Below are 21,431 nucleotides of genomic sequence, written 5' to 3'. Positions count from 1 at the left end.
GGCTGGCTGGTCCCAAGGAGGATGACCTGTCGGCTCAAATCACAACGACGAGCCGCCGCGCCGCTGATTTAACCCGTAAATTTACCGTAACGTACTTACGCCTCTGCATTCCCGCGTGTCATCTCGACGGGTCCGGCGGTTCACCGATCTGCAGAGGTTTCCCATGCACGCAATGCGCAAATTCGTCCTCGCCTCACTCTTGGCAGGGACCATCGTTGCGCCAGCCGCGAACGTGGTTGCGCAATCTTCCGACAACGACGAGCTTCTAAACCTCCCAACGACCAAGGAGAACATAGAGGCCGGTCTTGCGGCAGACGCCTACCAGACGGGACTTGCGGCCTATGTCTGGGGTTACCCGCTTGTCCGGATGGAACGCGTTGCGCGGCAATATAGCGATGTACCCGATCCCAAACCCGCGACCAGTTACAGAGCACCGCTCAACCAGATTGGCTGGGCGACGCTGCTGGCAACGCCGGATGCGAAGGACATGCCGACTGCGAACAACGACACGCTGTATCTCAGTGCGGTCGTTGATCTCGGCAAAGAGCCGTCGATCCTGCACGTCCCCGATACTAACGACCGCTACTATGTCGTCGATGTTTTCGATATGTGGCAGAACCTCGAACACTACATCGGCCGCAGGACGACCGGCACAAAGGCGGGAGATTTCGCGATCGTGCCGCCGGGATGGAAGGGCAAGCTGCCGAAAGGCGTCACGCGACTGGACGTTGCGACCGACAAAGTCTGGCTGTGGGGCCGCCTCAGGGTGAACCAGGGCGAGGCGATGGAACCGCTGGTCAAGCTGCAGCAGCAGTTCACGCTTCGTCCGTTGAGCGAATGGAAGAATTCCAAATACGTCGCCGCTGCAGCCAAGCTGCCGGATATGCCCGACACTGGCTCCGATCCTTTGGGTTTTTACAAGCAGCTGGCGTTCGCCCTGAAGTCGAACGCGGTGCCGCCGCAAGACAAGGCGCTGTTCGGGCAATTCGCGCGTTTCGGGCTCACCAAGGACGGCTTCGATGACTCAAAGCTCACCCAGCAGCAACGTGATGCTCTCGTCCGCGCTCTGAAGGACGGTCCGAAAGTGGCTGTTTCTGCGCTGTCGAGTTCGGGTACAGAACGCAACGGCTGGAGTTGGGTGCGTGGCCTTGACGACTTCGGCTACATGTACCCGCTGCGTGCACTCATCGCAGGGCCTTATCTCGGCGGCCAAGGCGAGAAGGAAGCGATGTATCCGCTACGCGCCACGGATTCCAAGGGCGGGCAGCTCGACGGCAGCAAGAAATACGTTATTCACTTCAGCAAAGCGCCGCCGGTCAATGCCTTCTGGTCCCTGACCGTCTACAACGCAGCCGACAAGATGCTCGTTGACAACCCGATCCAGCGGTACAAGCTCGGCACGGATACCAAGGGCTTGAAGGTCAACGCCGACGGTACCTTCGATGTACCGCTGCAGTCGGCAAAGCCCGACGGGGAGTTCGCCGCCAACTGGCTTCCGACGCCATCGGGACCGTTTTACATGATCCTCCGCCTCTACCAGCCTAAGGATGAGGTGCTCGCCGGGAAGTACGAGCTTCCTCAAGTTGATCCGGTCCAGTGAGTGGAGTTTTTCGATGCACGACAACGAACTCGGCGCGGCATGGCTCGTCAACCGGCGTGGTCTTTTGATTCAAGGGGCGGCCACAGTCTCGGTCGCCGCAATGGCCGTCGCGGTTCCAGCATTGAGCGTGCCGACACAAGCCGTCGCGCAAGATGGACAGGACCCGCTCGGCGGACAGCCCGCGAAAGGAGCGACGCCGTCGATCAAGGATTTCGACTATCAGATCAAATATCAGCGGGCGTTCGAGGCAGTCCTCTGGAATATGCCCGCGATTGCTATCTATTCGTTCCGTCGCGCTGCCTTCACGGACCTCGGGATGAAGGACAACGACATCATCGCCTATTCAGCGGTGGCGACGCCAAAGCTTGAGGCCATCACCGCCAACAGCACGACGCCCTACATTTCCGCGTTCACGGACCTGAAGAAGGGGCCCGTGGTATTGGAAGTGCCCGTTGCTGGGGCTGAGGGCAGTCTCTACGGCCAGGTTGTCGACGCATGGCAATTCACCATCGCCGATGTCGGACCGGCCGGAGTCGATCATGGCAAGGGCGGGAAGCTGCTCTTTACGCCACCTGGCTACAGTGGCAAGATTCCGAAAGGCTACATCCACATCCCGTCACCGAACTATCGCATCGCCTTCGCTTTCCGTTCGGTGCCCGCTGCGGGCAAGTCCACAGCCGACGCCTATGCCTATGCCAAGCGGTTGCGGATGTACTATCTCAGCGAGGCGAAAAATCCGCCGGAACAGAAGTTCGTCGATCCGATCAATCAGCGTTACCCGACCTTGCCGTTCTACGATGAGCGCCATTTCGAGGACATGCACGAGATCATGAGCGTCGAGCCTGTCAGGGAGCATGACAAGGTCATGATGGGCATGTTGAAGTCGCTTGGCATCGAGAAGGGCAAACCATTTGCCCCGGATGAAACAGCCAAGCGCGCGATGCATCAGGCGGCGATTGACGTGTGGTTTTATCTTCAGGACTGGTTTGACCACGTTCCGGAATCGATGCGTTACTGGCCGGATCGGCACTACGCCTCACTTCTACAGGCCGATGACAACAAGACCTTCTCGTTCATTTACGACGACTACATTGACCTGATCCCGCGCGCAGCTGAATACTTCTGGTGCACCTACATGCCGAAGGTTCTAAGCGATACGCCCGCCACTCAATATATGATGGCCATGGCCGACAAAGCCGGTCACCTGCTTGAGGCGGGGAAGCTTTACAAGGTCGATCTGCCCGCCAAGATGCCGGTCAAACAGTTCTGGGCGCTTACCGTCTATGACCGCGCCACTATGTCGTTTATCTATAGCGATCTGGATCGGACAACGCTCTCGACCTACGACCTCGATAAGATGACGAAGAATGCCGATGGCGGCGTGACCCTTTACGTCGGACCGAAAGCGCCTGAGGGGCTGGAGGCGAACTGGATACCGACGGCGGGGAAGCGGCCGCTGCCAGCAGTTCGCTTCTACGGACCGACCGAGGCATTCAACAGCAAGACGTTCAAACTGCCGGACTTCGAGCTGGTTGGATGACCGAACAGCGCCAGGCAGCCAACCGACGACGATGGGTTCCGGGGGAGGCCTTGCGCGCGCCAGCAGCGCCTAGCTTGGCGTCTTACATCCGCCTCATATCCTTCACCGGCGGTTCATCTCCGGCGGTTCATCTCCGCCGCCCCAAAACCCCCAGCCCTAAAAATCACGCAGTTTATTCAACCCATCCTTTACGTATCGATGGCTACCTCATGGGGCACCGCGACCGCCATGAGGATACATGTTGTTTAAATTCGCTCGGGCAGGCACCCTGTTTGTAATTTTACTCGGCTCACTGGTCTTCCTGCCGCCATTCAGCGGCTATGTGCGCGACGCCGCCGATGTCTTTGATAAGCGGCCGCAGGAGACGGCGCTGTTCATCGGCAACAGCCGGACCTTTTATCACCACATGCCTGACATGGTGCGTTCGATCGCCGATTCCGCGGGCTATCCCAACAAGCTCGAGATCGTCATGGATGCCGAGCCCGGCGTCAGCCTCAAGACCCATATGGACGACCCGAATACCCAGGCTCTGCTGGCGCAGCGCTGGGATCATGTCGTGTTGCAGGTGCTGAGCAGCGATCAATACAGCGCCGAGCGCGCCGGCGACACCTGGGATGTCGCCGCCGATCTGATCCGGGAAGCGCAGGGCAAAGGGTCCAGGCCTGCGATGTTCGTGACTTGGCGCTACACCGATCAGTGCAAGGAAAACGAGGGCATGCCGAAATCGGCAACCGGGATTTCGCCTGCCGGCTATGCCAACATGCACCGCAATATTCAGGAACAGCATGCCCGCCTTGCGGCATCGACCGGGGTCGATCTGGTGAATGTCGGGCTCGTATGGGAAGACCTGCAGAGCCGCCCTCAGCCTTTCACCCTTTACGACGACTGCAACCATCCATCGATCTATGGCAGCTATCTCTCGGCGCTGATGTTCTACGGCTATTTTTCGAAACGCGACGTGGCCGATGTCACCTACGAACCGCATGGAATTTCAGCTGACGATGCCAGGGTACTGCGTCTGACGGTTTCCCAGTATTTCAAGGAAGCGGCGCGAAATACCACGCCATCCACCGATGGTGTCAGCGGGAAGTCTGGATCGACCTGAAGCGATGACGGCTGCCCTATAGAACGATCGCGAAGTTCGGATGACTGGCGAAGCCGAATTTCGGGTGCACATATCTCAGGTTGCCGCAAAAAATTGCGATTTGCGGGCGCTCGATGCAACCTGAGAAGAAAAATTAAGATCTAATAAACAGTCCTATGATTGCATTGCCTGGGTTGGGGCAAACAATCATGACGGACATCAAATCGGGCGGGCGGCGCCACGATCTCGACGCGTTGCGCGTCCTGTGTTTCGGCACGCTGATTATCTATCATACAAGTCTCGCCTATGGGACGAGAACATGGCTGCTCAATTCTATCGACGGCAGCCGGCTGGTCGATCTGATTGCTGCCGCCTCTCATCCGTGGCGGATGAGCCTGCTTTTCTTCATCTCGGGGCTTGTCACACGGTCGCTTCTGCGCAGCCGATCTGTCAGTGACATCCGCGGGACGCGAACGCGGCAATTGCTGCTGCCCTTCACGCTCGGCGTTCTGCTCGTTGTCCCACCGCAGATCTATCTTTCGGAGTTCAATCCTTTTCCCGGCCTATCCTATTGGGAATTCTGGAAAGCTTTCATGGTGTCCGGGCTAACGCTCGAGCACCTCTGGTTCCTGGCCTATCTCTGGATCTACGTCTTCGCCTGGTCGTTTCTCTGGCCATATCTGCAGAGGGTCTGGCCGAACCTCCCGTCTGCACTCGCAAATTCGCTCCGGGGCGTAAACCTCTTCCTGATCCCGATCATTCTGCTTTCCGCCTCGAGACTCTGGCTATACCCGATCTTCGGCGAGACGCGGGCGATACACACCGACGTCTATGCCCATCTCGTCTATTTCTCGATGTTCATGGCCGGCTCGCTGCTGATGGAGGAGTCGCCGTTCTGGCGTGAAGTCGACCGGCAGAGATGGCTTGGCGGCGCTCTTGCCATCATCTCTTTTCTGGTCGTCGCGGCAGCCGTCGTTGCCGTTCCGCGGGAAGATTGGCCGGATACCGTCGTGGTCCTGGTGCGGATTGCCAGATCGATATTCCAATGGTGCGCCATCATCGCATTGCTGGGCTTTGCCGGCAGGATCGCCAACCGCCCCAACCGGGTGATCGCATTCCTGAACAGATCGATGATGACCTACTATGTGGCCCACCAGACCGTCATCATCATCGTTGCCCATCAGATTTCGAAAATGGGCCCGTTGGATATTCGCTCGTTTATCCCGGTGGTCCTTTTGAGCACACTCGGCTGCGGACTGATCGGCGAGGCGCAGAGGCTGATAAAGTCCTTCCTTTCGCCTCTTATCGCAAGGGTGATGGCCTTGATAAAACCGCCTCTGAAAACAGCGCCATCGGGGGCCACGGCGGATTGACCCTCAATCCCATCTGACTTCCCTGACCAGTTCGACAAACGCCCTGAGCTTGGCCGGAATATGCCGCCGTCCGGGATAATAGAGGCACAGCCCCGGATAGGGCGCCGTCCAGTCTTCCAGCACGCGGACCAGGCGGCCGGCCGCCAGGTCTTCGCCGACCTGCCATTCGTTGAGGTACGCAAGGCCTGCGCCTTCGCGCGCGGCGCGCAGGATGAGGTCGCTTTCGTCGAGCATCAGCGTGCCGGGCACATCCATGGTGAATGCCTCGCCGCGCCGCTCGAACTCCCAGCGGTAGATGGTGCCGCTTGCCATGCGGGCGCGGATGCAGCGGTGGGTTTCGAGGTCGGCGGGGGTCTTGGGGATGCCCTTCTCTTTGAAATAGCCGGGTGAGCCGGCGATGACAGGGCGGATGAAGCGGTTTATCGGCACGGAGATCATATCCGGCGGCACGGATTCCAGGATGCGGATGCCGGCGTCGAAGCCCTGGGCGTTGATATCGACAAGCGCGCCTTCGGTGACGATTTCCAGCTGCATGGCCGGGTAGCGCCTAAGATATTCGACGGCGAGCGGCGCGAGGATCATCCGGGCGGCGCCGATGGAGGTGTTGATCCTCAGTGTGCCCGAAGGCTCGGAGCGGTGCTCGTCGGCCTGGTCGATGGCGCGGCGGATGGCCGATAGCGCCGGGGTCACCTCGGCCACGAACTGCTCGCCCGCCGAGGAGAGCGTAACGCTGCGGGTGGTGCGGTTGAAGAGGCGGACGCCCAGCCTTGCTTCCAGCGTGGCGATCTGCTGGCTGAGGGCCGAGGAGGAAATCGAGAGGTCGCGGGCAGCAGCGCGGAATCCGCCTTTGGCAGCGACGGCGATGACCGCTTCCAGTTCCGCCAGCGTGCCGCGCATCATTGTCCTGCTCTCCTTATCAGCTCGTCCGTTATTGAGCAGCTTATCAGATCAATCGGCCGGTGCCAGATACGGCGTATCGCACAAAGGAGAAAAGCGATGCGCAACATTACTCAGGTCTATATCGACGGCGCCTTCGTGACGCCTCAGGGCGAGGAAACCGCCGAACTCTTCAATCCCTCGACCGAGGAGAAGATCGGCACCGTCAGGCTCGGCAACCGCGAGGATGCGCGCGCCGCGATCGCCGCCGCCAAGCGCGCCTTCCCAGCTTTCTCGCGCACCAGCAAGGAAGAGCGGATCGAGATGCTGCAGCGTCTGGCCGCTGCGGTTTCGGCCCGCGCCGAGGAAATGACCGCGGCGATGGCCGAAGAATACGGCGCCCCGCAATATTTCACCGGGTTTTCGGTGCCCTACGCTGCCTCGGCATTCCTGAAGATGGCGGAAGTGCTGGAGACTTACGACTTCACCCGCACGATCGGCCGCGCCGCGGTGACCATGCAGCCGTTGGGCGTCGTGGCGGCGATCACGCCGTGGAACAGCAATTATGGCTTCATCTGCGCCAAGCTGGCCACCGCGCTGGCTGCGGGCTCCACCGTCGTCATCAAGCCGAGCGAGATGAGCGCTATCCAGACGCAGCTGATCACCGAATGCCTGCATGAGGCAGGGCTGCCCAAAGGCGTGTTCAACATCGTCAACGGCCGCGGCGATGTCGTCGGCGCCGAGTTCAGCAGCCATCCGGATATCGCCAAGGTGAGCTTCACCGGCTCGACCGCCGTCGGCAAACAGATCCTGCGTTCCGGCGCCGAGACGATGAAGCGGGTGACGCTGGAACTCGGCGGCAAGGGACCGAACATCATTCTCGATGATGCCGACCTCGATACCGCCATTCCGGCCGTGCTGATGATGGGGCTCATGAACAGCGGCCAGGCCTGCGTCGCCGGTACCCGCATTCTTGTCCCGGAAAGCCTGATGCCCGAGATCCTGCCGCGGCTGAAATCGGGCATCGAAGCGATCAAGACTGGCAACCCCGATGATCCCACAGTCCAGATCGGGCCGATGGTGAGCCAGAAGCAATATGACCGGGTGCAATCCTATATCCGGCTTGGCGAGGAGGAAGGTGCCGAGATCCTCACCGGCGGCAGCGGGCGGCCTGAAGGCATCGAGCGCGGCTGGTTCGTGCGCCCGACGATCTTTGCCAATGTGCATAACGGCATGCGCATCGCCCGGGAGGAAATCTTCGGGCCGGTGCTCTCGGTCATCCCCTACAAGGACGAGGCGGATGCCATCCGCATTGCCAACGACACGAGCTATGGGCTGCAGGCCTATATCCATTCCAGCGACATCGATCGCGCCAGGCGGGTCGCCGAGCAGATGGAATCAGGCCGCGTGGTGATCAACGGCGCGCCGCACGAGCCGCTTGCGCCCTTCGGCGGCTTCAAGCAATCGGGCATGGGCCGCGAGTTCGGAACCTTCGGGCTTGAGGCGTTCCTGGAGCCACGGGCGATTTTGGCTTAGGCGCAAACGCAATCATTCAGCCCGCAAAGCTGCGGGCGGGTGCTGAACAATCGGGCCGCCAGCCTTAGTTTGTACGGTCCGGGCAGGCCGCGTTGACTGTGCCGTCGCCGCGCGTCTGATGCGTGCTGTCGCGCTCGCACGGCGCTCTCCAGCTCGACGGGCGCAGGATGGTGATGCCGCCGGTTTCGATCGGGTCGAGCGGTATTTCCAGGCCGCTCTGCTGCGCGTCATAGGCCGGCGACGTGCCGGGAGGCGGGCTGCCGTCGAAACGGCCGTTGGTATCGACACCCATGCTCGACTGGGCAAAGGCCGGGGCTGCAATGAGAAGCACTATGGATGTGATTGAAATGAGCCTGCGCATGATCGTTATCCTTCCGGTGTGATCATCGCGGCTGAAACAGCCGACGGGGCGGTTTTGTTCCCGGCGTCAGCGGCGTCTGGCGATCAATATTTGGCGATTGGAAATGCGGGGTTAAGCGAGCCTGCACCTGTGTCATTCCGAGGCTTGGCGCGGGCGGATGCGGGTGTTGTGAAGAAAGTGATTCAACACGTTTGAGCCGGATGCGATGAAGAGCAGGGATGCGCTTGAAAATACATTGCTTTCTCTGAGCGTTGACGGTGGAAGCTGCGGCCCGTGGCCCCTCATCCGGCCCTACCGGGCCACCTTCTCCCCGTTGGGGCGAAGGGAAGGTTGGCGCGACCTCTGCGATCCCCTTCTCCTCTCGGGGAGAAGGTGGCCTGACAAGGCCGGATAAGGGGGCTACGGATACAGGCTGTCACCATCCAAAAGCCTGCCGCTGCACACCACGCTGCGCTCCCTCAAAACGGCACCGTTCGCCAAACGCTTGCGCCGCCCACGGAAAACGGTATGCGATACCCCCGACCTGCCGCAAATCCCACCACATGGAGACGCCTTGACCTCACCTCTCAAAATTGCCGTCGGCGGCGCGCAGGGCCGGATGGGCCAGGCGATCGTTTCGGCGCTCTCTGGTGATCCCGCATTCCTGCATGCCGGCAGTTTCGGGCGTCAGGGCAGCAGCGGCGGCGGCCTGATCGACCGGTCGGCGGCGATCGAAGCGGCCGATGTGATCCTGGATTTCTCGACGGCAGCTGCTGCCGCCGAACTGGCGGAGCTGTGTGCCGCAAGAAACGGGCCGGCCCTGGTGATCGGGGCGACGGGCTTCGAAGCGGAGGAGCTTGCGCGGATCCGCAAGGCGGCAGACCGGATTGCGATCGTCCGCTCGGGCAATTTCTCGATCGGCCTCAACATGCTTCTCGGCCTCGTCGCACAGGCGGCCGCTGCCCTGCCTGCCGAAACCTGGGACATCGAGATTCTGGAAGCCCATCACCGGCGGAAGATCGACGCACCGTCAGGCACGGCGCTGATGCTGGGGGATGCTGCCGCAGAGGGTCGTGGCGTGCCGCTGGCATCGGTCGAGCGCCGCGGCCGGGACGGCATCACCGGCGAGCGTCCGGTTGGCGAGATCGGCTTTTCGGTCGTGAGAGGTGGTGGAATCGTCGGGGAACACAGCGTTCTCTTTGCCGCCGCCGAGGAAGTGGTGACGATCTCGCATTCCGCACTTGATCGCGGCATGTTTGCGCGCGGTGCGCTGGCTGCCGCCCGCTTTGCCGCCGGCCGGGCGCAGGGTGAATATGACATGCAGGACGTGCTGGGATTGCCGCGGCGATCCTGAGGCTGCAGCGCCAAACAAAAAGCCCCGCGCCAAGGCGCGAGGCTTCGATCTCCAGAATGACCTTCGTCTCAGACGAACTGGCTCAGGCCCGGAACGGAAGCGACGACCTGATCGACGACTTCCTCGCCGGCATATTGCTTGGCGATGGCGATCGTTTCCTTGGCGAGCGCGGTGATTTCGCCCATGCCGAGGCCCTCGCTCATCAGCTGCTGTCCGAGGCCCATGATGCCGCCACCGCCGCCGAGCGCGCTCATCAGCCCGCCGAGCAGACCGCCGCCGCTGGCACCTTCGCCGTTGAACTGGGCCACGAGATCGGACCCGCCGGGGATCGCTTCGATCATCTTGGCAACCGGCCCGTCATCGGCCTCGCGCTGCAGGAAACCGAGCATCATGCCGAGCGCCTTTTCGGCGAGGTCGGGCGAGATGCCCACGCGGTCAGCGATCTGGGTCACAACTTCATTCATCGTCAGGCCTCCTTTTATTTGACGTTAACGTCAACGTTAATCGACTTTCTCCGCCAACTCAAGCGGCCTTTCGCAAGGCGGCACTTTGTCCAGAATTGCTTTTAATGCAAACAGTTGCCGGTATCACACTCCCTGCTTATAACAGGTACACTATAGGAGAATGAATGCGGCTGATCTTCGCATTCCAGCTCTAGCGGCGGCCTTGGCCCAAGGGAGAATTCGCAATGCTCGAAGACGGCAAGATTTTCATCGGCGCCAGCCGCAATCCTGACGATAGCATCAACAAGCCGGAATATCTCGACCTGAAATTCGGCAACCGCCACGGCCTCGTCACCGGCGCCACCGGCACCGGCAAGACGGTGACGCTGCAGGTGCTGGCCGAAGGCTTCTCGAAGGCCGGCGTTCCCGTTTTCTGCGGCGACATCAAGGGCGACCTTTCGGGGATTGCCGCCAGGGGCGAGGCGAAGGACTTCCTCACCAAACGCGCCGAGCAGATCGGCTTTACCGATTACGAATACGACCTCTTCCCTGTCATCTTCTGGGATCTCTTCGGCGAGAAGGGCCATCGCGTCCGCACCACGATCGCCGAGATGGGGCCGCTGCTGCTGGCCCGCCTGATGGATGCCTCGGAGCCGCAGGAAGGCGTCATCAATATCGCCTTCAAGATCGCCGACAAGGCCGGGCTGCCGCTGCTCGACCTCAAGGATTTCTCGGCGCTGCTGAACTACATGGCCGAAAATGCCAGCGAGCTGTCCAATCAGTTCGGGCTGATTTCCAAGACCTCCGTCGGCTCGATCCAGCGCGCCATGCTGGTTCTCGAGCAGCAGGGTGCGGAGCATTTCTTCGGCGAACCGGCGCTGAAGATCTCCGATATCATGCGCACCGATAATCGCGGCTACGGCCAGATTTCGGTGCTTGCCGCCGACAAGCTGATGATGAACCCCAGGCTTTACGCCACCTTCCTGCTCTGGCTGCTCTCCGAGCTCTTCGAGGAGCTTCCTGAAGTCGGCGACCCCGACAAGCCGAAGCTGGTGTTCTTCTTCGACGAGGCGCATCTGCTCTTCAACGACGCACCGAAGGTGCTGACCGAGCGTGTCGAGCAGGTGGTCCGCCTGATCCGCTCCAAGGGCGTCGGCGTCTATTTCGTGACGCAGAACCCGCTCGACGTGCCGGAAACCGTGCTCGCCCAGCTCGGCAACCGCGTGCAGCATGCGCTGCGTGCCTATTCGCCGCGCGAGCAGAAGGCGGTGAAGACGGCGGCCGACACGTTCCGCCCCAACCCGGCCTTTGATTGCGCCACCGTGATCACCACGCTCGGCACCGGCGAGGCGCTGGTCTCGACGCTGGAGGCCAAGGGCGCGCCGTCGATCGTCGAACGCACGCTGATCCGCCCGCCCTCCGGCCGCGTCGGCCCGCTGACCGATGCCGAGCGTCAGCAGGTGATGGATCGCAGCCCGGTTCTCGGCGTCTATGACGAAGACCTCGACCGCGAATCCGCCTTCGAAATCCTCGCCGCCCGCGCCAAGAAGGCGGCCGAATCCGAGGCTGCCAAGCAGGCGCAGGAGGCACAGCCGACGGAAGCCGGCACCACCTCCGGCTGGAGCCTGCCGGGCTTCGGCGGCGGCGATGACGACAACAAGCAGAGCGGTCAGGGTCGTGGGCGCTCGGGATACCAGCGCGAGACGGTGGTGGAAGCGGCGATGAAGAGCGTGGCTCGGACGGTTGCAACGCAGGTCGGCCGGGCGCTGGTGCGGGGGATCTTGGGGAGTTTGAAGCGGTAGCTTCTTCGGCGTCTGCGGGTGGGGTTTACCCCCCTCTGCCCTGCCGGGCATCTCCCCCTCAAGGGGGGAGATCGGCTGGGGGCGGCCGCTCGCTTACAATGGCAAGGTTGGGCAATCGGATCCCACATTCTCCCTCATTCCTGTGGCCTTAGGGCTTTGCCCACGGGATGTCATAGGAATCCAGTGCGCCCCAGTCCTGGGGCGCGGGAGACTTCTTCAAGAGGCAAACGAGTCATTCACCGCGCGGACGCGCGGTGGCTGGATTCCCGTGACAGGCACAGGAATGAGGGATACGTGGTGGAAATCGCGCCTCTGAAGTCTCCGAGCATGAGCGCGGCTCCAGCCAATCTCCCCCCCTGAGGGGGAGATGTCCGGCAGGACAGAGGGGGGTGCCCACGCACTCCGTCGACAGCCCCTCACCGCTTCCGCACAAACTCCGTCCGCAGCACCAACCCCTTGATCGCATCATACTTGCAGTCAATCTCTTCTGGATTGTCCGTCAACCGGATCGAGCGGATCACCGTGCCCTGCTTCAGCGTCTGCCCGGCGCCCTTGACCTTCAGGTCCTTGATCAGCGTGACGCTGTCGCCATCCTGCAGCAGGTTACCGGCTGCGTCGCGGACCTCGGCAGCTTTTGCGGCAGCGGCGGCCATCTCGGATGCCGGGCGCCATTCGCCTGTAGCTTCGTCATAAAGGTAGTCGTCGTCGGCAGCCATCGGCGCGTCTCCTCAAAGGAATTTCAATATGAGACCGGCGCTTATAGCAGCAGGCCCGCCGCGGCAAGACCGGGGCCGCAGCGTGCGGTTGCGCCGCAGCCCGCTCGATGCTATCCAGTAAGCGTTCGCTCAAAGAGAAAGGAGGGTCACGTGCAGAATTTCTATTTCCGGTATTACCGGCAGCGTGGCCCCGTCAACGCCCTGCAGATGCGTTTGCAGGGCTGACCAGAGACCGTTTCTCGCGACACCTCTTCCTGGTCTGCCCTTCGTGGCCCGCAGCACCTGTCCCATGTGATCTGTGCTGCCGATATTCCTATCCGCTGCTACAGTGCGTTCATCGATGATGGCCGATGCCCACGATGAATGCGCTGTGCGGCAAAGACCAGAGACCGACCATGACACTGATCAATATCCGCAATCTCGGCATCGTCCTGTCGCAGCCGCTGTTTTCAAAGCTGAACCTCGTCGTCAATGCCGGCGACCGCATCGGCCTGGTGGCCGCCAACGGGCGCGGGAAATCGACGCTGTTCCGCTGCATCGCCGGTGCCCTGGAGGCGACCGAAGGCGAGATCACCAAGGCGCGCGGGCTGACCGTCGGCTATGTCGAGCAGAACGTGCCACCCGCCCTCTTCGGCCACAGCTTCTACGACGCCGTGCTCGATGCTCTCCCAGCCGAACAGGCGGAGAGCGAAAGCTGGCGCGTCGATGTGGTGCTTGAATCGCTCGACGTGCCGGAGGAATTCCGGCAGCGACCGCTCAACGCACTCAGCGGCGGCTGGCAGCGGCTGGCGATGCTAGCGCGCGTTTGGGTGACGGAACCCGACGTGCTGATGCTCGACGAGCCGACCAACCATCTCGATCTCGGCAAGATCGCGCTGATGGAAAACTGGCTGAACGCCCTGCCCCGCGACGTGCCCGTCATTCTGGCGAGCCACGACCGCGCCTTTCTGGATGCCGTCGCCAACCGGACGCTGTTTCTGCGGCCGGAGAATTCGCAGCTCTTCTCGCTCCCCTATTCGCAGGCGCGCGCCGCACTCGACGAGGCGGATGCCGCCGATGCGAAGCGCTACGAGCGCGACATGAAGACGGCCGAGCAGCTGCGCAAGCAGGCGGCCAAGCTCAACAATATCGGCATCAACTCCGGCAGCGACCTGCTGGTCGTCAAGACCAAGCAATTGAAGCAGCGGGCCGACAAGCTGGAGGATGCGGCAAAGCCTGCGCATCTGGAGCGCTCGGCCGGCGCCATCAAGCTCGGCAATCGCGGCACCCATGCCAAGGTGCTCGTTAGCCTCGATGATGCCGAGGTGCGCACGCCGGATGGCACGATGCTGTTCAAGACCGGCAAGCAGTTCATCTGCCAAGGCGACAGGATCGTGCTGCTTGGCGAAAACGGGGCCGGAAAATCACGGTTCATCGCCATGCTGCGCAAGGCGATCGGCAATCCGGATGCGACGCAAGACGGCATCAAGGCAACGCCTTCGCTGGTGCTGGGCTATGCCGATCAGGCGCTCGCCGATCTCCGGGATGCCGATACGCCGATGGAGACGATCATCCGCCGCTTCGATGTCGGCGACCAGCGCGCGCGCGCGCTGCTCGCCGGAGCCGGGATGACGATCGACATGCAGGCAAAGCCCGTCGGACGCCTTTCAGGCGGCCAGAAGGCGCGGCTCGGCATGCTGGTGCTGAGGCTGACCGAGCCGAATTTCTACCTCTTGGACGAGCCGACCAACCATTTGGATATCGACGGCCAGGAGGCGCTGGAAACAGAGCTGATGGCGCATCAGGCAAGCTGCCTGCTGGTCTCCCACGACCGCAGCTTCGTACGCGCCACCGGCAACCGCTTCTGGCAGATCGAGCGGAAGCGGCTGGTCGAGGTGGAGAGCCCCGAAGGGTTCTTTGCCGCTGCCGCGGAAGGCAGGAGCTAAGAGACAGCGCAGCCGCGGCGTATCGATGCCGCGGCTGTGCCAACTTCTACGTCAGCGCTTTGGCGCCCGGGCCGAAATACGGCTGGCGCTCCGTTTCGCTTGCCCGCAGCGAATGGCGCAGGCGCAGCAGATCCTTGCGGGCGATGAGGCCGACGAGCTGACCGCTCTCGGGATCGACGATCGGGATGCGGCCGGCATCGGTTGCCAGCATCAGATCGGCAACATAGCCGGCCGTGTCATCGGGGTGAGCGAGCGGCACGGAGCTGTCGGAGACCAGATCGGCGAGCGGCTGGCTGCGCTCGACGCGTTCCTGCTGCCAGCGCAGCGCATCGCCGCGCGACATCAGACCCTTGAGGATGCCGAGGTCATCGATGACAGGATAGACCCGGTGCGTCTTCGGCTGCGTGGTGAAGAGGTCGATCGCCTCCCCCGCGGTCATGCCGGCGTTCAGGCTATCGACCTTGGAGATCATGATGTCGCGGGCGCGGGCGAATTCGAAGGGATCGATGCCATATTCGCGGGTGATATGCTGGCCGCGGCGAGCGATCTTCTCGGTGAGGATCGAGCGGCGTAACAGAAGAACAGTCACCGCATAGGCCGCTACGGTTGCCGCGAGCAGCGGCAGCAGCGCCTGGACATCCCCCGTCAGCTCGACGGCGAAGAAGGTGCCGGTCAGCGGCGCGCGCATCGTGCCGCCCATCATCGCCGCCATGCCGAGCAGCGCCCAGAAGCCGGGATCGCCGGGCAGGACGAGTCCGACAAGCCAGCCGAGCGCGCCGCCGAAGATCAACAGCGGCGCCAGCACGCCGCCCGATGTACCCGATGACAGCGCCACGAGCCAGATGGCCGCCTTGACCAGCAGGACGGTCAGCACCGCCTGCGGCAGCAGGCTGCTGTTCAGGAGGCCATCGATGATGTCGTAGCCGACGCCGAGGACGCGCGGTTCGATCAAACCGCCCAGGCCGATGATCAGCCCACCGAGTGCCGGGCACCACATCCAGTGGATTGGCAGCGCTTCGAAGAGCTCCTCGATCTTGTAAAGCAGCGTCGTCAGGATGCCGGACTGCAGGCCGGAGAGAATGCCCATGCCGGCGCAGAGCAGGATGCCCCACCAGGGGAGATCCATGTGGAACTGCTTCGGAAACAACGGCCCTGCCTCGAACAGGAACGGGCGCCAGCAGACCGACACGCAGGCGGCGACGGCAACGGGAATGAAGCTGCGCGGCTTCCATTCGAACAGCAGCAGTTCGACGGCGAGCATGATGGCGGCGATCGGCGAACCGAAGATCGCGGTCATCCCCGCCGCGGCACCGGCCACCAGCAGCGTCTTGCGCTCGGCCGAACTCAGGTGAAAGCATTGGGCAAACAGCGAACCGATCGCCCCGCCGGTCATGATGATCGGGCCTTCGGCGCCAAACGGGCCGCCGGTTCCGATCGAGATCGCCGAGGAAATCGGCTTCAGGATCGCCACTTTCGGCGACATCCGGCTGCCGCCGATCAGGATCGCCTCGATCGCTTCGGGAATGCCGTGGCCGCGGATTTTCTCCGAGCCGAAACGGGCCATCAGGCCGATGACGAGACCACCGAGAACCGGGATCACGACCATCCAGACAGAGCGCGGGGCGGCGGCCAACGAGACGGCATGGATGCTGAAGCGGCCGAACCAGACGAGATTGGTGACCAGCGAGATGAGACTGACCAGCACCCAGGCCGCAAGGGCGCCGCCGGTGCCAACGATCAGCGCCATGCCGATCAGGGCGATGACGCGCTTGTCGGTGGTGAAGTCTCCGGCCTCGCGCCGGGAAAGGCCGCCCATGAAATCATGCGGCCGGTGGGTGTTTTGTGAGGACATAGGGGTTCCTGTTGACAGGCTGGCAATGAAGCGCGAAATATATCGTATTACGATATAAATCAAGTCGTGCTTTGAGGAGCAGGCCGATGCCCAAGGAAAGCCTTTCGGAGATCGAATATGAGGCGCTTGCCAACCTGAGATACCGGATCCGCAAATTCCGCCAGTTCAGCGCCGATGCGGCCACCCGTCTCGGTCTGGCGCCGCCGGAACACCAGGCGCTTCTCGCCATCAAGGGGCTGGGGATCGATGGCGAAATGAGCGTTTCCAGTCTGGCAGAGACGCTGTTTCTGGCGCCTGCCGCAGCCACGGAGCTGACCGAAGGATTGAGAGACCGCGGCTTTCTGACGATCGCCACCAAGCCGAAGCGCCGCACCGTTGTCCGATTGACAGATCAGGCGGAAGAGCTATTGCGTCGGCTGACGCCTGCCCATCTTTATGAGATCCGGGAAATGGCGCCGGAGCTGATGCAGGCGCTGCGGGCGCTGCAGGATCACCGGCGGATGGAGATGGCGGCATGGATGCAATGATCTTGCCGACGGCAAGCGAATGACGGCAGGGGATTGATGGCCAGGAAGCCGATAGATGATCTGACGGAAGCCGATTACGAGGCGCTGTCGAACCTGCGCTATACGCTGCGCCAGTTCATGGATTTCAGCGCCTCGGCTGCCCACGAGGAAGGATTGCCGGCACAGCAGCATCAGGCCCTGCTGGCCATCAAGGGCCACCGCGGCGAAGAGGCGATGTCGGTCGGCCTGCTTGCCGAGCGTCTGCTGATCGCGCCGCATTCGGCAACTGAACTGGTCGGCAGGCTGGTCGCCGCTGGCTATGTGTCGCGAAACGCCGACCCGAATGACAAGCGGCGCCAGACCCTGGCGCTGAGCGCAAAGGCGGAATCGGCGCTGAAGCGGCTGACCGCCATCCACCTGAGCGAGATCCGCGAACTGGCCCCACGGCTGATCGCCATCCTGCACAGCCTGCAGGACGGCGTGGCGCTGCAGGACGATCCCTGGGCGGATTAAGGGCAAGGGCCCGGGCGCTTCAAGCGTCTTCGCCAATCTCCTTCGCCACCTCCGATATCAGCGACCGCAGCCAGCGGTGGGCAGGGTCGTGACGGTAGCGGACATGCCAGGCGATCTCGACGGGGAAAGTGCCGAGATCGGCGGGTGCGGGCAAGATTTTCAGGCGGGGGTCGCGGGCGAGCCGCCGGCAGATCTGGCGCGGCAGCGTGGTGCAATAGTCGGCCGCCGCGATCATTTCGGGCACGGCGAGGAAATGAGTGACGGAGACGGCCACCTCGCGGCGCAGGCCGCGCTGTTCCAGCGCCTGGAAAAGGCCGGCGCGCAGGCGGCCGGGCGGCAGAACGTTGACGTGTTTCAGCCGCTCGTATTGTTCTTTCGAGATGCTGTCGCCGATATCGGGATGACCGGCGCGGACGACGCAGGCGAGGCCATCGTCCATCAGGTGCTGAACGACGATATTGTCGGGCGGATCGGTGATGCGGCCGATTACCATCTCGGTCGATCCTGATACCGCGCCGGTTTCGGCGAGATCGCTACCGAAGGGGATGAGGCGGAGCTTGATGCCGTCGGCGCGCTGGCGCAGGCGGGCAACCACCTCCGGCATCAGCACGAATTCGGCATAGCTGTTCGGCGCAAGCGTGAAGAGCCTTGAGGCTTCTGCCGGATCGAACTGCTGCTGGCCGAGGATCAGCTCGTCGAACTGGGCCAGCGCGGTGCGCACCACCGGCGCCATCTCTTCGGCAAGCTGCGTCGGGCGCATGCCGTAGCGCTCGCGGATGAACAGCGGATCGCGCAGCGTGTCACGCAGGCGGTTCAGCGCATTGGACAGCGCCGGCTGGGTGATGCCCAGCCGCTCGGCGGCGCGGGTGACGTTGCGCTCATCCATGAGCGCTAGGAACACCGGCATCAGGTTCAGGTCATATCGCATTCAGTTATAATGCCATGTGAATATCTGAAATAGAACAAATAAATTTCCGAAATACATTGCCAGAGAGCATCATCCAGTCATCGAAACGAGGCCAGAGGCCAAGGAGATGACAATGAGCAAGGGTAAAGTTCTCGTCGTGGGTTCGAACGCAACACGCATCGAAACCAAGGGCGGCCGCAGCGGCGCAACCGGTCAGTATCTGAATGAGACCGTGATCCCGGTGATGGCGGTGATCGCTGCAGGTTACGATGTCGTGCTTGCCACCCCCAACGGCACCAAGCCGCATATCGATGAGGTCTCCGACAAGGTGGATCACTTCGGTGGCGACGAGGCGGCATACCGCAAGGCCAAGACCTTCTATGCCGAGGATCGGTCGATGAACGAGGTGAAGACCTTGGCAGCGGTCATCGCCGAGGGTCTGGACGGCTATGCCGGCGTTTTCGTGCCCGGCGGCCAGGCACCTGGGGTCGATCTGATGCAGGATGCCGATCTCGGCGAAATCCTGCACCACTTCCACGAGAAGGCCAAGCCGACCGCCCTGCTCTGCCATGGTCCGATCGCTGTCGCCTCGGCCATGCCGAATGCCCGCGAATTCCGCGCGGCATTGATTGCCGGTGCGCCTGAAAAGGCGGCAGAATGGGCCAAGGGCTGGCAATATGCCGGGTACAACATGACCGTCTTCTCCAATAGCGAAGAAAAGGTTGTCGAGGACTACATTTTGCACGCCAAGCTCTATTTCAACGTGGTCGATGCGCTGCAGATTGCCGGGGGCAACGTGACGACCGGTGACATCGATTTCGAACCGAATGTCGTTGTCGATCGCGAACTGATCACTGGCCAGAACCCGCGTTCGGACCATCCGCTTGCCGCCAAGCTGGTCGAGGCGCTGAACCGCGCAACGGCCGCCTGAAACGAAGGACGATAGCCATGCCGCATTCCGTGAAGATCATGGCAATCCTCGCCGCCCGGCCCGGCAAGGCAGGCGAACTCGAAGCGCTTCTGTCCGGCATGGCACCCGCCTGCCGGGCGGAACCGGGCAACCTGCGCTGGGATATCTGGCGCGACCAGGCAGATGCCACGCGTTTTGTGCTCGATGAACTCTATCTGGACAATGAAGCGGTGGCCGCCCACCGCCAGACCCCGCATTTCAAGGCCTATCTCGCGAAGATCAACGATCTCGCCGAACGCACCGCGCTCGTTCTCGACGCGGCCGATATCGGCTGACACCCAACACTGGAGAGGACAGATCAATGGCACTCAAGAACATCCTGCGGAGCAAGCTCGGCTTCGGCGCCGCCCCGCTCGGCAACATGTTTCGCGATATTCCGGAAGCCGAAGCGCTTTCGACCGTCGAAGCCGCCTGGAATGACGGTATCCGCTATTTCGACAATGCGCCCTTTTACGGCGCTGGTCTTGCGGAGATCCGCATGGGCGAGGCGCTGGCGGCCAAGCCACGCGATCAATATGTGATCAGCACCAAGGTTGGCCGGGTGATCCTCGACGAGATCGAGGATGTCAGCGCCCGCGATCTTGGCGAGAAGGGCGATGTCTTCAAGTACGGACGGCCGAACAAGATCGTCAACGACTACTCGGAAGATGCAACGTTGCGCTCGATCGAGGACAGCCTGAAGCGGCTGAAGACAGACCGCATCGATATCGCCTTCGTCCATGATGTCGCTCAGGATTTCTATGGCGACGAGTGGCTCGATGTGTTCGAGACCGCCCGCAAGGGCGCCTTCAGGGCGCTTGACCGGCTGCGCGACGAGGGCGTGATCAAGGCCTGGGGCCTCGGCGTCAACCGTGTCGAGCCGATCGAATTGCTGCTCGGTCTGGATACACCGCGGCCCGATGGCTTTCTGCTGGCCGGGCGCTACACGCTGCTCGACCATGACCGGGCACTGCAGCGGGTGATGCCTCTGGTCGCCGAGCGCGGTCTCGGCATCGTCGCCGGTGGCCCCTACAGCTCGGGCGCACTGGTCGGCGGGCCGAACTTCGAATATGCGCCGGCAACGCCCGTAATCCTCGACAAGGTGGCGCGGATCAAGGCGCTGGCTGACCGCCACGGCATCAGCATAAAGGCTGCAGGCCTGCAATTCTCGCTGGCACATCCGGCCGTCGCCGCCGTGATCCCCGGCGCCAGCAAGCCCGAACGCATCGCCGAGGACGGGGCGGCATTGAACGAGACGATCCCGGCGGAGTTCTGGCGTGATCTGCGCAAGGCGGGGCTGGTAAACCCCGCGGCGCCGCTGCCGCTCTAGGGAAGACGAGGCTCTCCCGCACGATCTGCCCTCCATCCTTAACTGTTGATGGGGGGCATATTTGATTGCGGTAGTCATATTTATTTCATAAAACCCTCTCCCTTGAAGAGGTACAGATGAGATGACTACCGCCCTGCCCTTCCGGCTCGTGGCCTTCGCCTTTTTCCTCCTGGCATATCCGCTGTCTTTCGTTCTGCCGGCCTGGTGGAGTTGGGAAAACGCACCGCTCGAGCTCCTCGACAATCTCGTTCTCGCCATCGGCACCGTTCAGGCGATCGTACTGGCGAGCCGCAGCCAAGCGCCATGGAAATGGCTCTGGCTGGCGCTCGTACCGGTCTGGATCATCTGCCTGGGACGTGAAATCAGCTGGGGTGCGGTGTTCTATCCGCCATCCGGCATGTCAGAGGACGGGCCGGAATTTTCCGGCAAGCTGCTCTGGTTCAACCCGGCCGTAAAGCCGCTCGTCATCCTGCTGGTGCTGGTGACGCTGACGGTGACGGCACGTTTCAAGCTCTGGCGATTGCTGGATCCGGTGATCAAGGCGCGGCAGTTTCCGGCGCTCGAACTGGTGATGGCCGGCCTGTCGCTGATCCTGATGACGGCCGCGGAGCGCCACATGGGAATGTCGCTTGACGCCTTTGTCGGCGTGCCCGAAGTGTTTGAGGAAACCGTCGAGCTCGCAGGCTACATGTTCCTGCTCGCCGCCCAGCAGCGCATCCTGATGGCCGCGGCGGCGGCCTTTGACACGTCCGACCTGGCACTCGCCAGGCACTGATTTATCGAGC

At 62.3% G+C, this 21,431-nt stretch carries 20 protein-coding genes; 14 read left to right on the top strand and 6 right to left on the bottom strand.

Annotated features, from left to right (window positions below; genetic code table 11):
• Nucleotides 1-163 precede the first annotated feature (163 nt).
• The 4 genes from AC1DJO_RS22585 (at nucleotide 164) to AC1DJO_RS22570 (ending at nucleotide 5,597) form a co-directional block, all read left to right on the top strand.
• The gene (locus AC1DJO_RS22585) at nucleotides 164-1,600 is read left to right on the top strand and encodes a DUF1254 domain-containing protein (protein ID WP_477972908.1); all 1,437 of its coding nucleotides are present in this window, start codon (nucleotides 164-166) and stop codon (nucleotides 1,598-1,600) included.
• Between the two features lie 13 nt (nucleotides 1,601-1,613).
• Nucleotides 1,614-3,140 carry a DUF1254 domain-containing protein gene (locus tag AC1DJO_RS22580; protein WP_112517290.1) on the top strand — a complete coding sequence of 509 codons (1,527 nt, stop codon included), beginning with the start codon at nucleotides 1,614-1,616 and terminating at the stop codon, nucleotides 3,138-3,140.
• A gap of 241 nt (nucleotides 3,141-3,381) precedes the next feature.
• A complete protein-coding gene (locus AC1DJO_RS22575) occupies nucleotides 3,382-4,245 on the top strand; it encodes a hypothetical protein (protein WP_477972906.1) in 864 nt (287 codons plus the stop codon).
• Between the two features lie 188 nt (nucleotides 4,246-4,433).
• Nucleotides 4,434-5,597, top strand: a complete 1,164-nt coding sequence (locus tag AC1DJO_RS22570; protein ID WP_477972904.1) for an acyltransferase family protein — start codon at nucleotides 4,434-4,436, stop codon at nucleotides 5,595-5,597.
• 3 nt (nucleotides 5,598-5,600) lie between these two features.
• Here AC1DJO_RS22570 and AC1DJO_RS22565 read toward each other — a convergent pair whose 3' ends face one another.
• Nucleotides 5,601-6,494 carry a LysR family transcriptional regulator gene (locus AC1DJO_RS22565; protein ID WP_477973088.1) on the bottom strand — a complete coding sequence of 298 codons (894 nt, stop codon included), beginning with the start codon at nucleotides 6,492-6,494 and terminating at the stop codon, nucleotides 5,601-5,603.
• A gap of 99 nt (nucleotides 6,495-6,593) precedes the next feature.
• On the opposite strand from AC1DJO_RS22565, the gene AC1DJO_RS22560 reads away from it, so the two are divergent.
• Nucleotides 6,594-8,009 carry an aldehyde dehydrogenase family protein gene (locus tag AC1DJO_RS22560; RefSeq protein WP_477972902.1) on the top strand — a complete coding sequence of 472 codons (1,416 nt, stop codon included), beginning with the start codon at nucleotides 6,594-6,596 and terminating at the stop codon, nucleotides 8,007-8,009.
• 64 nt (nucleotides 8,010-8,073) lie between these two features.
• Here the strand turns inward: AC1DJO_RS22560 and AC1DJO_RS22555 are convergent, their stop codons facing one another.
• Nucleotides 8,074-8,370 (bottom strand): hypothetical protein, encoded by a 297-nt coding sequence (locus AC1DJO_RS22555; RefSeq protein ID WP_310291597.1) that lies wholly within the window; start codon nucleotides 8,368-8,370, stop codon nucleotides 8,074-8,076.
• A gap of 553 nt (nucleotides 8,371-8,923) precedes the next feature.
• Between AC1DJO_RS22555 and dapB the strand changes: the two genes are divergently transcribed.
• Nucleotides 8,924-9,703, top strand: coding sequence for a 4-hydroxy-tetrahydrodipicolinate reductase (gene dapB / locus AC1DJO_RS22550; protein ID WP_477972899.1), 780 nt, complete (start codon nucleotides 8,924-8,926; stop codon nucleotides 9,701-9,703).
• Between the two features lie 68 nt (nucleotides 9,704-9,771).
• Here dapB and AC1DJO_RS22545 read toward each other — a convergent pair whose 3' ends face one another.
• Entirely contained in the window at nucleotides 9,772-10,167 is a 396-nt protein-coding gene (locus AC1DJO_RS22545) for a hypothetical protein (RefSeq protein ID WP_112517296.1), read from the bottom strand.
• A gap of 224 nt (nucleotides 10,168-10,391) precedes the next feature.
• On the opposite strand from AC1DJO_RS22545, the gene AC1DJO_RS22540 reads away from it, so the two are divergent.
• A complete protein-coding gene (locus AC1DJO_RS22540) occupies nucleotides 10,392-11,948 on the top strand; it encodes a helicase HerA-like C-terminal domain-containing protein (RefSeq protein WP_477972897.1) in 1,557 nt (518 codons plus the stop codon).
• A 416-nt stretch (nucleotides 11,949-12,364) separates the two neighbouring features.
• On the opposite strand, the gene AC1DJO_RS22535 is transcribed toward AC1DJO_RS22540, so the two are convergent.
• Entirely contained in the window at nucleotides 12,365-12,664 is a 300-nt protein-coding gene (locus tag AC1DJO_RS22535; RefSeq protein ID WP_477972895.1) for an alkylphosphonate utilization protein, read from the bottom strand.
• A gap of 395 nt (nucleotides 12,665-13,059) precedes the next feature.
• Here AC1DJO_RS22535 and AC1DJO_RS22530 point away from each other — a divergent pair, with 395 nt between their 5' ends.
• Entirely contained in the window at nucleotides 13,060-14,589 is a 1,530-nt protein-coding gene (locus tag AC1DJO_RS22530) for an ABC-F family ATP-binding cassette domain-containing protein (RefSeq protein WP_477972893.1), read from the top strand.
• A gap of 46 nt (nucleotides 14,590-14,635) precedes the next feature.
• Here AC1DJO_RS22530 and AC1DJO_RS22525 read toward each other — a convergent pair whose 3' ends face one another.
• A complete protein-coding gene (locus AC1DJO_RS22525) occupies nucleotides 14,636-16,441 on the bottom strand; it encodes a chloride channel protein (RefSeq protein WP_477972891.1) in 1,806 nt (601 codons plus the stop codon).
• A gap of 86 nt (nucleotides 16,442-16,527) precedes the next feature.
• Between AC1DJO_RS22525 and AC1DJO_RS22520 the strand changes: the two genes are divergently transcribed.
• A complete protein-coding gene (locus tag AC1DJO_RS22520) occupies nucleotides 16,528-16,968 on the top strand; it encodes a MarR family winged helix-turn-helix transcriptional regulator (protein ID WP_477972889.1) in 441 nt (146 codons plus the stop codon).
• A gap of 36 nt (nucleotides 16,969-17,004) precedes the next feature.
• Complete coding sequence (locus AC1DJO_RS22515; protein WP_477972887.1) at nucleotides 17,005-17,460, top strand: MarR family winged helix-turn-helix transcriptional regulator; 456 nt, start codon at nucleotides 17,005-17,007, stop codon at nucleotides 17,458-17,460.
• Between the two features lie 19 nt (nucleotides 17,461-17,479).
• On the opposite strand, the gene AC1DJO_RS22510 is transcribed toward AC1DJO_RS22515, so the two are convergent.
• Entirely contained in the window at nucleotides 17,480-18,388 is a 909-nt protein-coding gene (locus tag AC1DJO_RS22510; RefSeq protein WP_477972885.1) for a LysR family transcriptional regulator, read from the bottom strand.
• Nucleotides 18,389-18,500: 112 nt separating this feature from the next.
• On the opposite strand from AC1DJO_RS22510, the gene AC1DJO_RS22505 reads away from it, so the two are divergent.
• From AC1DJO_RS22505 to AC1DJO_RS22490, 4 genes are all read left to right on the top strand, one after another.
• A complete protein-coding gene (locus AC1DJO_RS22505; RefSeq protein WP_477972883.1) occupies nucleotides 18,501-19,298 on the top strand; it encodes a type 1 glutamine amidotransferase domain-containing protein in 798 nt (265 codons plus the stop codon).
• Nucleotides 19,299-19,315: 17 nt separating this feature from the next.
• Nucleotides 19,316-19,612 (top strand): putative quinol monooxygenase, encoded by a 297-nt coding sequence (locus AC1DJO_RS22500; protein WP_477972881.1) that lies wholly within the window; start codon nucleotides 19,316-19,318, stop codon nucleotides 19,610-19,612.
• A gap of 26 nt (nucleotides 19,613-19,638) precedes the next feature.
• On the top strand, nucleotides 19,639-20,646 hold the full coding sequence (locus AC1DJO_RS22495) for an aldo/keto reductase (RefSeq protein WP_477972879.1): 1,008 nt from the start codon (nucleotides 19,639-19,641) through the stop codon (nucleotides 20,644-20,646).
• A gap of 121 nt (nucleotides 20,647-20,767) precedes the next feature.
• Nucleotides 20,768-21,421 (top strand): hypothetical protein, encoded by a 654-nt coding sequence (locus AC1DJO_RS22490; RefSeq protein WP_477972877.1) that lies wholly within the window; start codon nucleotides 20,768-20,770, stop codon nucleotides 21,419-21,421.
• The last annotated feature ends 10 nt before the right edge of the window (nucleotides 21,422-21,431 follow it).

Source organism: Rhizobium sp. 05N430 (assembly GCF_056396985.1).
Note: the sequence above shows the minus strand (reverse complement) of the source record. Positions and strands in the feature narration are given on the sequence as shown.

Excerpts from the sequence above, each read along its gene's own strand:
- AC1DJO_RS22545 (WP_112517296.1), bottom strand. The coding sequence starts at position 10,167 with ATGAATGAAGTTGTGACCCAGATCGCTGACCGCGTGGGCATCTCGCCC.
- AC1DJO_RS22580 (WP_112517290.1), top strand. The coding sequence starts at position 1,614 with ATGCACGACAACGAACTCGGCGCGGCATGGCTCGTCAACCGGCGTGGT.
- AC1DJO_RS22585 (WP_477972908.1), top strand. The coding sequence starts at position 164 with ATGCACGCAATGCGCAAATTCGTCCTCGCCTCACTCTTGGCAGGGACC.
- AC1DJO_RS22540 (WP_477972897.1), top strand. The coding sequence starts at position 10,392 with ATGCTCGAAGACGGCAAGATTTTCATCGGCGCCAGCCGCAATCCTGAC.
- AC1DJO_RS22530 (WP_477972893.1), top strand. The coding sequence starts at position 13,060 with ATGACACTGATCAATATCCGCAATCTCGGCATCGTCCTGTCGCAGCCG.
- AC1DJO_RS22565 (WP_477973088.1), bottom strand. The coding sequence starts at position 6,494 with ATGCGCGGCACGCTGGCGGAACTGGAAGCGGTCATCGCCGTCGCTGCC.
- AC1DJO_RS22570 (WP_477972904.1), top strand. The coding sequence starts at position 4,434 with ATGACGGACATCAAATCGGGCGGGCGGCGCCACGATCTCGACGCGTTG.
- AC1DJO_RS22505 (WP_477972883.1), top strand. The coding sequence starts at position 18,501 with ATGAGCAAGGGTAAAGTTCTCGTCGTGGGTTCGAACGCAACACGCATC.
- AC1DJO_RS22520 (WP_477972889.1), top strand. The coding sequence starts at position 16,528 with ATGCCCAAGGAAAGCCTTTCGGAGATCGAATATGAGGCGCTTGCCAAC.
- AC1DJO_RS22555 (WP_310291597.1), bottom strand. The coding sequence starts at position 8,370 with ATGCGCAGGCTCATTTCAATCACATCCATAGTGCTTCTCATTGCAGCC.
- AC1DJO_RS22515 (WP_477972887.1), top strand. The coding sequence starts at position 17,005 with ATGGCCAGGAAGCCGATAGATGATCTGACGGAAGCCGATTACGAGGCG.
- AC1DJO_RS22500 (WP_477972881.1), top strand. The coding sequence starts at position 19,316 with ATGCCGCATTCCGTGAAGATCATGGCAATCCTCGCCGCCCGGCCCGGC.
- AC1DJO_RS22525 (WP_477972891.1), bottom strand. The coding sequence starts at position 16,441 with ATGTCCTCACAAAACACCCACCGGCCGCATGATTTCATGGGCGGCCTT.
- AC1DJO_RS22495 (WP_477972879.1), top strand. The coding sequence starts at position 19,639 with ATGGCACTCAAGAACATCCTGCGGAGCAAGCTCGGCTTCGGCGCCGCC.
- AC1DJO_RS22510 (WP_477972885.1), bottom strand. The coding sequence starts at position 18,388 with ATGCGATATGACCTGAACCTGATGCCGGTGTTCCTAGCGCTCATGGAT.
- AC1DJO_RS22560 (WP_477972902.1), top strand. The coding sequence starts at position 6,594 with ATGCGCAACATTACTCAGGTCTATATCGACGGCGCCTTCGTGACGCCT.
- AC1DJO_RS22535 (WP_477972895.1), bottom strand. The coding sequence starts at position 12,664 with ATGGCTGCCGACGACGACTACCTTTATGACGAAGCTACAGGCGAATGG.
- AC1DJO_RS22490 (WP_477972877.1), top strand. The coding sequence starts at position 20,768 with ATGACTACCGCCCTGCCCTTCCGGCTCGTGGCCTTCGCCTTTTTCCTC.